Below are 10,645 nucleotides of genomic sequence, written 5' to 3'. Positions count from 1 at the left end.
GCAGGTCTGGACCTCTTCCTACAGAATACCGGTACCAGCCTAGTAGGAAGAGATGACCTGTCAAATCCAGATTCGAATACTTTACAAATGAAGGACAGACGGCCAACCGGATACTGACCGACCAGACAGCCCCCCCGACGGGGCTCTGCCCCACCAGTTTCGTAGATTAAAAGCTGACTTTCCCCCCTCAAAAAACATTCGCAATGGCAATTTTCCAGATCGGTATTAGGCTAACGATTTACGCGCCAGTCGGTGTACGGCACACTGCCACCATGGAAAAGGATGACATTCATGAGCACTCCCAACACGGATCGTTTTCATATTTTTGGCGTCTGCACGCCAAAAAATTACTGCCTGTTCGTCGACTACGTGCTCGACGAAATCAAGGATCGCGAAAGCAGTTTGCTGCAGCGCATACAGGAAACACCCGACCCGGCATTACGCGTCTGGCGAGAAACCACACCACTGCAAGGCACCGATGTTTTCGAGATCGAATGCGTGAAAGACCGGGAAACAGCGCAAGAAGCGGTCGAGTTCTGGCGTGCGTATTTTCATTCCCTGGGCGAAACCATTATCGAAGCTGACCACGTGTGCGACAGGCTGGATTGAGGGGGAGCGCATGGAGCCTGAGTCGAAACGATGCCCACTGAATACTCGCTACCTGATGTCCTTGAGTGTCTGTACCAAAACCAGCTCGCCTTAGAGGCGGCCTTGATGGAATTGACCTTGAGGGTTGAGCGCCAGGGTGTGGCGGACACTGGCGACAATGTCCACGGTTCGCTTCACACGATCGGTGAGAATGCCGGACACATCAAACAGGGCTTGGCCAAGCTGACGGCCCAAGGCCCACACCAATCAAGCTGCCCCCGACGTCCGCCTGCAACAGCCTTTTTGGACTTTGTGCGCATGCAGTCCGGGTTAGCACGCGCTGTTCGGCGCGAAGGATGACCCCGTACGACCCAGTCCGTCAGATACAAATCCCAAACTATGTGTTCGCAGGTAAAATGGCATAATATGCCAATGGTCGAAAGACCCTGTCTGCCCAGAGCTGGAGCTAATTATGGCGACGCGAAACGTTGTGCTCACCCCTCACCAGGAACAGGTTATCCAGGACCTGGTGCAGTCCGGCCGTTATCAGAATGCCAGCGAAGTAATGCGAGAAGGTTTGCGTCTATTGGAGCAGCGCGTCGCCGAAGACACCGCCAAAATTGAGGCCCTGCGTCAGGCGACCTCGATCGGCATCATGGATCTTGAGCACGGGCACTTCACGCAGTTGAACGAAGGGGATCTGGAGCACTACCTCGAGGGCTTGAGCCTGGAGGCCACCCTCCCCGCGCGTGAGAAACACTGAGCATGCCGCAGTATCGGATTTCCAACGCGGCGCGCGCCGACATTGTCGACATCCTCAGGCTCTCCCAGACGCAGTTCGGCGATCAAGCACGCCAGCGCTACCAGGCACTGATCCTCGCGGCGCTGCAAGCGATTGCCGACACGCCTTACCGCATTGGCAGCCACGACCGCGATGAGCTTGCATCGGGCCTTCGCAGCTATCACCTCATCTATTCACGCCAGCAGGCCAAACAAACCCATGGAACGGTCAAAAGCCCACGGCATATCGTGTTCTATCGTGTGGCAATCGACGACGTGATCGAGGTCGTCAGACTCCTTCATGACGCCATGGAAGTGCAGTTGCACTTGCCTAATGACTGATCACCGACCTGGCCCAACGACTTAACTGGCCATGAACAGCGAAGGCAAGGCGCCCCCCTCTACATCTCAACCTGAGCGCCCTCGCTGTCAGCCGACTCGGCGGCCAATTGAAGCGGGAGGTGCTGGGTCCGACCGGACTATCGAGACCCACGACCAGAAACACGATGTTCAACTTTGCGTACCACCTTCAATGCTGAACAACCGATTCTTAGGCGTTTTCCGTGGCCAGGCGCCTAACATTACGCTCCAGCTGCCGATAGATACGCGGATCGATGCCTCTGGCGACCAGGGCCCTGGCAATATCACGTAGAGCGCGAGCATCTCGTAAGCTAATTTCAGGATAGGTACCGAGAGAAATACGGGGTTGCTTATCCGCCCAGAAAAAGCGGAAGTGCCAGCACTTGGCGCCTTTCGTATTCACGAAAAGAGCGAGGCCGTTGTAGTCTGGGAGGGTGTAGTCCTTGGTTCTGGGTTTGGCGTGCCGGACAGCCGTATTGGTGAGAGCCATCGTACAATCTCCGTCTCGTTTAAATAGAGGAAATTTGTACGGTTTCCAGAGAGGCGAGTCCCACGAAAAAATGATCTACCAAGCGCCGGATTAATGTACTAACAAATGTACTAAAAAATCGTGGCTGCTAGTGGCTTAAAGAAGAACTTACTGGAACGAAAAAAGAGGCCTAAGCCTCTTTTTTGGGTTTCTACATACTTCAATGGAAGCCTGTAGAACAATAATTTGAGCGGGAAACGAGACTCGCATCTGGTAATCTAAGGGGTTTCTTTTCTTGCTGGAGCAGGAAAAGACTTAATTCTGGACTTGTTTTCAGCGTGTATCAATGGCGAAAAAAGTAGCCAAGCCACTGGACTCTATCCGTGGCCAATTGACGAATTTCGTAAATCGACGATTGTTCAGACGATCGCTGATTTGAGAAAAGATCGTTTCCATAAATGACGCTTCCATTAGCCGAGATATTCCACGCTTTCAAGTGCTCACACCACCTCAACCCCAAGCGCTCTGGCCAAGTTGCAAACTTGCTCAACATCCAACTTTGCCCTGTCAAGACTTACTCTTCTAATATCAAGCACCCCTAGCTCTGAGTTCCTTAGATCGCACCCTCTAAAGTCCGCATGCTCCCACTCAAACGAGTTAAACTCCCCACTTGACAGATCTGAGCCATTAAAACTCGCACCTTTAATATTTGTTCCAACCCATCTGTTGCCCCACAACTCACACTTTTCCAGTATCACCTTCGAAAAAATCGCGTATGAGAGGTTACAGTCCGTAATCGTAGCATGGCAGAACCAGCTCTTGTCTGTAATCATGTTCATAAAACTTGTATTGGAAAAATCGGCACCTTGCAATTTGCAACCAGACATCTCTATGCCTAGCGCCTTTGCAAAATTAAAGCTGCACATTGTAAGATCACACTTTGTGAACACAGCTCTCGCTAAAGATGCACTTCTGAAATTGCAACCCAACTCAGTGTCATAATCATAAAATTTACAGTCGATAAATTGCGCCTCACTCAAGTCAGCTTGTGAAAAATCACAATTATAAAATTCAGCACCGACAACCTTGATGCCACTGTATTCATTTTTTTCCATCTTTCTGTCCCGATGGATAAAACCATTCATAATGACGTTCAATCCTTATCTTTTAAAATCAACCCCTTATAGGATCGAAAACGAGCGATTAATAATTTGTCCAACACAACGTTCACCCACGTTCGATCCTCATCCGAATAAAACGCGACAGACGCTCGATACCATCCTCTATCTGCTCGGGGCTCAAGGCACTGATAGATAAACGTATCTGGTTCGCCCCGCCCTCTCCCAGATAGAAATGGGTCATGGGCGTCCATATGACGCCGAACTCATGCGCACATTGCGCAAGGGCTGCTTCGTCAGCCGCGAACGGTACCGTCAGCACAAGAAAAAATCCGCCCGCTGGGATGTTCCAACTGACGGGTAAATCATGCCCCCCCAGTTTTTCTGCCAGGGCAGCCAGCACGGCCATCCTGTTGCGCTCGTAGATGCCGCGCAGATCACGTGTCGCGGTAGAGAGGCTGAGCCGATGCTCGATCAATTGCCCGCCGATGATGGCTTGCACAATCGGGGACGTGTTGACCGTCACCATGCTTTTGACTTTGGCGATTTGATCAGCCAGCAAACCGGCTGTGCCCGCGGGCTCAATGAGCTGGTCGGCGACCACGAAGCCAACTCTTGCCCCGGGAAATATGGTTTTCGAAAAAGACCCCAGGTAGACAACCTGGCGGGTTTTATCCAACGCCTTCAACGTCGGCAGTCTGATGCCATCCCCGTGGAAGTAGCCGTAGGGGTTGTCTTCGATGAGGAACAGCGCTTCATCAGCCGCGAATGCCAGTAACGCCTGACGCGTTTCCAGACTCATGCTCGCCCCAGAGGGGTTTGCAAAGTCGGGCATCACATAACAGGCCTTGAGCTTGCGTCCTTGAGCACGCAAGCCCGCGACGACTGCCTTGAAGTCAGCGAAATCAACGCCGGTCGCGTCGGTGGCAACCGCCACTACCTCAATATCGAGCAGGCGGGCAGCTCCCGTCAGTCCGACATAGGTCGGATTGATGGCGAGAAGCACATCACCGGGGTCACGACAGAGTGCGCGCAATGTCAGCAGGATTGCTTCCTGGCATCCCGACGTGATCACAATCGCGTGCGGGTCAACCTGCAGGTCTTCGTCGATGGCCAGGTGCTCGCTGATCAGTCCCTGGATGATGCCAGCGGTAGGTCCGTACTGGAAAATGGTTCGCCGTACTTTCTCCTCGCTCATTTGGCAGTCATCAGTCAGATAACGGGTAAACACACGAATGGCTCGATGAACTGTCTCCAGTTCAAAGAAATCCTCGTGAGGACGGCCAGCGGCAAGGGAAATGGCTTGAGGATATCGCTCGGCCACTTCATTGAGGAAGTTCATGGAGTTGAGCGCCGGGTCAGTGACGCTGGTGTGCAGATCGTCCAGATTCAGATTCATTGTGCAGATTCCATCCTTTGAAATTGAACGCAAAAAGCCGACTTACCCTACAACCAGCGCTTTGGCGTCAGCGGGTGAATGACATCCGGCCAGGACCATGGCGTCCAGCAGTTCATCCTTGAGCAACGCGAGAACCTGCTCCACGCCAGGCTGACCTTGCGCGGCCAGGCCCCACAGGACCGGCCTCCCCAGCAATACACCATCAGCGCCCAGTGCCATGGCCTTCAGAACATCGCTACCGGTGCGGACTCCACTGTCAAACAGTACGGAACATTCGTTCGGGGTCACCTCGACAATATTCGCCAGACTCTCCAGCGCTCCGGGGGCAGCATCGAACTGTCGACCGCCGTGGTTGGAAACCACGACGCAATCAGCACCGCTTTCGAAAGCCTGGCGCGCATCACGAGGGTCCATGACCCCCTTGACGATAATGGGCAAGGTCGTCATGCCGCGCAGTTGCTCGATGTGACGCCAGCTCAAGCCCGCAAGAAAGGCTTCCCGGGTGTGCCGCTCCACAGCGGAAGTGGCGGCACTGCCGGTATGCGAAACAGCATGCAGATGCGCACTCGGCGTTAGATTGGCGGCATGCACATCAGCGGGCAAGGCGAATCCGTTACGCAAGTCACGGTTACGCCGCGCCATCAGCGGCACATCGGCCGTTACCATGATGCTTTTGCAGCCGGCATCCTCGGCTCTCTTGATCAGGGACCGGACCTGAGCCTGATCCTTGAGCCAATACAACTGGAACCAGAGATCAGCGCCCACTGCGGCGATGTCCTCGATCGAAACACTGCTCAGGGTACTGACGATCAACGGCACACCGCTGACTTTTGCAGCTCGTGCGGTGGCCAGTTCGCCTTGCGGATTGAACAGCTTGTGGTAGGCCATCGGTGCAATGGCGACGGGCATCGCGCTGGCATGTGTGAACCAGGTGCAAGCCGTGCTGTGCCCGGTCAGGCCCGTCAAGACACGCGGCAACAGGGAAATGCGATCCAGTGCCGTCCGGTTGGCCCTCAGCGCGATCTCCTCGCCACTGCCACCGCAAAGAAAATCCCAGATCGAGTCGCACAAGGCCAGGCGCGCCAGTTCCGAATAATCGGCAAGGTTTACGGGAGTCGAGATCATGACGCCCTACTCATTTCTACAGAATCGTACAGCGCTTTGATATTGCTGCTGCCAAAGGTCTTGGCCCCGACACGCTCGATAATTTCAAAGAAAAAATGGCAATCGGGATCAGAGGGTTTGGCGAATATCTGATATAGCTGGCCGGCATGGTCCTGATCAGCCAGCAAGCTCAACTCCATCAGTTTGTCGACATCGTATTTGAGGCTCTCAAGACGCTCCGGCAGCTGCTGATAATAGGCGCTGGGAGACTTCAAGAAGTCGACACCCTTTTCAGCCAGGGCCTGGACCGACTTGACGATATTCGTTGTACGCAAGGCGATATGTTGCACGCCTGCGCCATTGTTCTTCTGAATGAAACTGTCGATTTGCCCTGCTTCATAGCTCAGGTCGGGTTCTATCAAGGTCAACGTCACCCGACCGGACCTGTTCTGTACCACCTTGGAGTTCATGGATTGTTTGCCCACGACGATTTTCTCCTCATAGAGAACGGAGAAATCCAGCGCCAGCATGTAGAAGGCGCAGGTTGCCGCCAGATCACCGGCCTGCAGGCACACGGCAAAGTGATCGAAGGCATGCAATCCGCTGACTGTTCTCCCTGGCATACCCGGCGCACGCCGATGTCCGGACGCTTCTCGCTGGACAAACGTGTGAACGAGGTTCCCCGCGCCAAAAATCGAAGCGCTGACGATGCCGTCTTTCTGCTGCGCAGCCAGGTGCGGCACCGCACCACGCAACACTGACAGCGTGAAGGCCTGCGTGGCATCCGGCACCGCCAAGGCAATGTCCGCAACTCCTTCGCCATGCCGTCGCAAAAACTCGCTGCCCGGATGCGACGGCACCAGCGGCTGGGTCAGGACAATGCAGATATCTTCCTTGTAAAAGCAGCGCGAACGCTCTGCCTCCCGAGAGCAGGCCGGAAGATCGAAATGACATGACGCAAGACCGTATTTCTCGCCCAGAGTCAGTGAGGCCGACTCAAGATCATGCACATACAGGCGTATATGATCGACGCTGACGTCATCGAAAAACAAAGCTTCATCCATGTTGCGACACCTCCCGATTGCTGATTACAACACTCAACCTGTTACGTTCATTGCGCTGACGCGACGCTGACAGCGTCGAGAAACTGCGCAGCGAGGTACTCGATATCAGCCAGGTCGATATTGAGCGGCGGTGCAAAAATGATGTTCCGACCACTGCGGCGGATCAGTACTTTGTTGTCCTGCAGGTGCTTCTTGATCGAGAGGGCGCGCTGGACACTGTCGAACTCGACCGCCATGAGCAATCCGCGGCATCTGATCTCCCGGACCGTTGCCGTCTCGGCGCACGCCCCGACCGCTTCGTGCAACACCGTCGATAACTGATGGACTCGCGCCAACACGCCATCGTGTTGCAGAATATCCAGTACCGCAAGGCCTGCCGCACAGGCCGAAGCGTGCCCGGAATGCGTGTGCCCGTGGCTGAAGCCGGACATTTCCTTTTCGCGTTCAAACACATCGAAAATCGTGTCATGGGTGGTCACCGCCGCCAGCGACATGTAACCGGCCGTCAAGCCCTTGCTGGTGATCAGGATATCGGGGGTGATGTGCGCATATTCATAGGCGAACATCTTGCCGGTACGCCCAAACCCGGTCAGAACTTCATCCAGGATGAGATGCGCACCGTACTGGGTGCAGAGCGCTCGCGCCGCCCGCAGATAGTTGTCCGGCACGATGTAGCCGCCAATGCCTTGGACAGGCTCGACGATGAATGCCGAAATGTTTTTCCCATGCTCGGCAAAAAAACCTTCGAGCGCCTCGACCCCAGAACGCGACAAAGCCAGGCCTTCGCGGCGCACGGCCTCCCAGTCGGGCCCGGGCACTGAAACGAACCCTGCGGGAAGCAGCCCTTGTTCGTCGCCGGCAGAAGATGTCGCACACGTAGAGGCGGCCAGGGTGGTGCCGTGATAACAGTTTTTCAGCGACACAATCAGTGATCGCTGCGGGTCGTTGAGCAACTTGTGATAGCGGCGCGATACCTTGAGCGCCGTCTCGATGCCCTCCGAGCCACTGTTGCAAAAAAACGTCCTGGTCAAGCCCGGTGCGGTCACCTGGGCAATCGCCCGCGCCAGCTCGATGGCGGGCGCATTGCCCCCTTCGACCATGTCGTAGGTCATCAGCTTTTCCAGCTGAGCCGTTATGGCCTTGACGATCTTCTGGTTGGCGTACCCCAGCGTGGCATTCATCCCTGACGCCTTGGCATCCAGGTATCGATCACCCTTGGCATCCGTGATGTGGCTGCCCTCCCCGGCGACGGCAATGACCGTACTGGTGCTTATGCGGTTAGGCGCCCAAGGATGCCAGACGTAGGCAGCATCCTCTCGCAACAACGACTCTTGAGTGTCAGCCTGTCCTGCGTCTTCATGAATACGCATACCCATCACCTCCGTGTAAAAGTCATTTTCCAAACCCGGACCTGGCGTCAGTCACCGGTCATTTGATCGGGTAATTATCGACCCAGGTAAACCTGAGTTCCGACGTGTATTTATTACCGGCATGATCGGTCAACCAGAGATCCTGGTGGTCCGGCAGCATCTCAACGAATGTCACCTCTTTGTTCTTGATTGCCTCAGAGGTTTGATTACGTCGTATCAACTTGGAAAGGATGTTGATGAAGATCGGGCTTTCGAAATCCACATAAAATGGCTTTTCAGTGGTTTTCGACTTGACGAAGACAAAGCGCGGAATGTTTTGAGATTTCCACCAGCTGCGCGCCTTCATGAATCTCAGCGCCTCATCTTTTTCATTGGCGAACTCCAGGTCTTGCGCCTGGAAGCGCCAGCTTTCTCGTGCAATCACCAATTTATCGATACTGACTCTGGGCATGTGCGCGCGGTCCGAGAACAACTGGAACTTATCAATCACACGGCCCATCAGCAGCTCAGCATAAACGTCGACCAGATCAAACGTTTCGCCATTGGGAATCCTGATCTTGATCAGCCCGTCCTCTTCGAGGATGGTGGTGTCTCGACTTTTCACCAGGCGATCGCGGCCCGCATCCACGGTGTGATAGTTGAGTTCGATCATGTAATCGCAGTCTCGCGACAGCACCGGGTGGGTGCGGACCGACAGACGAGGTGGACTTTCCTTGGGAAGGACATTGAGCAACTGCGGTTTGGGGAAGTCCTTGTCCACCTCTTTGAGCAACGCTGATTTATCGGGATGCTGTGTGACGAAACATGAGCTTCTCATGGTGTTGATTGTCAGGTGGATTTCCCCTAGCACCAGTTTGAAGTCACCTGATTTCAGGTCATTGATGTCGACGGCGGAAAGCATCACATCCGGGCAAAAGTAGCGCGCGCCCTCCCAACCGGCCCCTGGGGCGTCAAACTCCTGGTTGACCCGCTCCTCCAGCTGCGCGTACGTGAACTCGACCCGTCGCTCGCTATCCTCGACTGCAATGATTTTCGCCCACTTGGCCCGGAAGACTTGATCAATGTTGTCGAGCGCCGCATCGATGACTTTTGACAAGGGGCCCAGCGATTCCAGCCACATGGTGGTCAGGTCAAATTGCGCCCCGTGCTTTTCGACACAGCGTTGATAGGTTTGCCTGAGCAGTTGCCGAACCTCAGTCCCCAGCCGCCAGCAAATCCAGCGCGCACTCTTGGCCAGCAGGTACAGCGGCGCCAGACCTTGCTTGATATCCTCGCCTACCGATAGCGCCATATTGCGTCGACTATCGTGGTAGACCAGCGTCCTGCCGCCGTAGGTACGGCCTTCGTTCCGCGTCGAGCTGGTCTCGGTAAACCCGGAAAAAAGCGCATCCAGTTCAGACAGCGCCAGGGTCAGCTCGGTAGCGTCACCGCTCGATTCGATCTTGTCGCGCGCGGCTTCCATGGCATCGAGCCTGGCCAGCAACAAGGATTGCAACTGCGTATCGCCAATGCCCAGCAAGAACTGGCGCAGGCATATTTCCGGGTGGGCCCCGGCTGGCAATTCGATCTTCAACACGATCCAGCGCTTGGCCTTGAGCGTATCGAGAATGCCAAGAATATCCATCAACGAGACGGAATAACTGCCTGACAACTCGCGCTCGATATCGTAAACGGACGTCTTGCCGTCACACATCGACAGCACGGCCGTTTCCAGAGCCGGCAGTTTGACCTTCAGGCCGGGGCCGTTGAAATTGATGTCGCCCTCGATCTTTACAAATGTCAGCCGGCGCGGCTTCAACCATTCGCGAATTGCGGGAAGCACTTCGAATGATTCCGCCAGGCAATCGATCGCCCAGGACTCGAAGAACACTTCTCGGCGCTCGATCAGCGTTTCACCCGGCGTGTAGCGGGTGGCCGAGTCGTCGCTGAAGGTGCCCCATCCCGACGGGCCAAAGAAACCGATGGTGTCATTCTTCACACAGTATCGTTGCCAATAGTTGGCGATCAGTTCTTCACGTTGGCGATGCTTGGAATGCCTTGTCTGAGTGGCCGGATCCCATTCGCAAAATGGACGCACGGCACCGTCCAGCAGACGATGGTTCTGCCAGGAGACGGCCCGTAGAAAGTCGTCCTGCCGGGCAATGTCTTGCAGCTCCCGGGAGAGCTCGACAGACACCTTCGCAAATGACCTGCGGTAGTCGCTCAAGTCGGCTTCGGAAAAAGGCGTACTCCCCATCCGATCAGCCTGCGCCGCTAGGCTCGTACTCGCCAGACGCAATACGCCACCGGCGCCAAAGCCTGCGCCGCGTACCAGCACATCGTCCCACCAACGCCAACTTTTGGAGTTTTCCATGTCGTTTCACATCCTTATCTAAACGATGCCAGCTGCCCGG

The 10,645-nt window shown here is 55.2% G+C and carries 10 protein-coding genes and 1 pseudogene; 4 read left to right on the top strand and 7 right to left on the bottom strand.

The annotated features are described in order from the left end of the window. The first annotated feature begins 291 nt into the window (after positions 1 to 291). The 4 genes and pseudogenes from EXW71_RS27690 (at position 292) to EXW71_RS27675 (ending at position 1,710) form a co-directional block, all read left to right on the top strand. Positions 292 to 609 (top strand): hypothetical protein, encoded by a 318-nt coding sequence (locus tag EXW71_RS27690; protein ID WP_218569379.1) that lies wholly within the window; start codon positions 292 to 294, stop codon positions 607 to 609. Between the two features lie 30 nt (positions 610 to 639). Next, positions 640 to 846 (top strand): annotated as a pseudogene (locus EXW71_RS29190) (hypothetical protein); the annotation flags it as partial. 214 nt (positions 847 to 1,060) lie between these two features. Then, positions 1,061 to 1,351 carry a type II toxin-antitoxin system ParD family antitoxin gene (locus EXW71_RS27680; RefSeq protein ID WP_034097264.1) on the top strand — a complete coding sequence of 97 codons (291 nt, stop codon included), beginning with the start codon at positions 1,061 to 1,063 and terminating at the stop codon, positions 1,349 to 1,351. Positions 1,352 to 1,353: 2 nt separating this feature from the next. Next, positions 1,354 to 1,710, top strand: coding sequence for a type II toxin-antitoxin system RelE/ParE family toxin (locus tag EXW71_RS27675; RefSeq protein WP_134660722.1), 357 nt, complete (start codon positions 1,354 to 1,356; stop codon positions 1,708 to 1,710). Between the two features lie 208 nt (positions 1,711 to 1,918). Here the strand turns inward: EXW71_RS27675 and EXW71_RS27670 are convergent, their stop codons facing one another. The 7 genes from EXW71_RS27670 to EXW71_RS27640 form a co-directional block, all read right to left on the bottom strand. Beyond that, on the bottom strand, positions 1,919 to 2,218 hold the full coding sequence (locus EXW71_RS27670; RefSeq protein ID WP_134660721.1) for an Arm DNA-binding domain-containing protein: 300 nt from the start codon (positions 2,216 to 2,218) through the stop codon (positions 1,919 to 1,921). A gap of 479 nt (positions 2,219 to 2,697) precedes the next feature. After that, entirely contained in the window at positions 2,698 to 3,342 is a 645-nt protein-coding gene (locus EXW71_RS27665) for a Qnr family pentapeptide repeat protein (RefSeq protein WP_134660720.1), read from the bottom strand. Positions 3,343 to 3,424: 82 nt separating this feature from the next. Then, entirely contained in the window at positions 3,425 to 4,714 is a 1,290-nt protein-coding gene (locus tag EXW71_RS27660; protein ID WP_134660719.1) for a PLP-dependent aminotransferase family protein, read from the bottom strand. A 42-nt stretch (positions 4,715 to 4,756) separates the two neighbouring features. Then, positions 4,757 to 5,839, bottom strand: a complete 1,083-nt coding sequence (locus EXW71_RS27655; RefSeq protein ID WP_134660718.1) for an alpha-hydroxy acid oxidase — start codon at positions 5,837 to 5,839, stop codon at positions 4,757 to 4,759. Next, positions 5,836 to 6,882 (bottom strand): 4-hydroxyphenylpyruvate dioxygenase, encoded by a 1,047-nt coding sequence (hppD, locus tag EXW71_RS27650; protein ID WP_134660717.1) that lies wholly within the window; start codon positions 6,880 to 6,882, stop codon positions 5,836 to 5,838. Before hppD ends, EXW71_RS27655 begins: the two co-directional genes overlap by 4 nt. 47 nt (positions 6,883 to 6,929) lie before the next feature. Then, positions 6,930 to 8,285 (bottom strand): aspartate aminotransferase family protein, encoded by a 1,356-nt coding sequence (locus EXW71_RS27645; RefSeq protein ID WP_256657143.1) that lies wholly within the window; start codon positions 8,283 to 8,285, stop codon positions 6,930 to 6,932. 25 nt (positions 8,286 to 8,310) lie between these two features. Next, positions 8,311 to 10,605 carry a lantibiotic dehydratase gene (locus EXW71_RS27640; RefSeq protein WP_134660716.1) on the bottom strand — a complete coding sequence of 765 codons (2,295 nt, stop codon included), beginning with the start codon at positions 10,603 to 10,605 and terminating at the stop codon, positions 8,311 to 8,313. Positions 10,606 to 10,645 lie beyond the last annotated feature (40 nt).

Source organism: Pseudomonas sp. BCA17 (genome assembly GCF_004519405.1).
In the GTDB taxonomy this organism is placed as follows: Bacteria; Pseudomonadota; Gammaproteobacteria; order Pseudomonadales; family Pseudomonadaceae; genus Aquipseudomonas.
The sequence above is the reverse complement of the archived record's forward strand: the minus strand, read 5'-3'. Positions and strand labels throughout refer to the sequence as shown.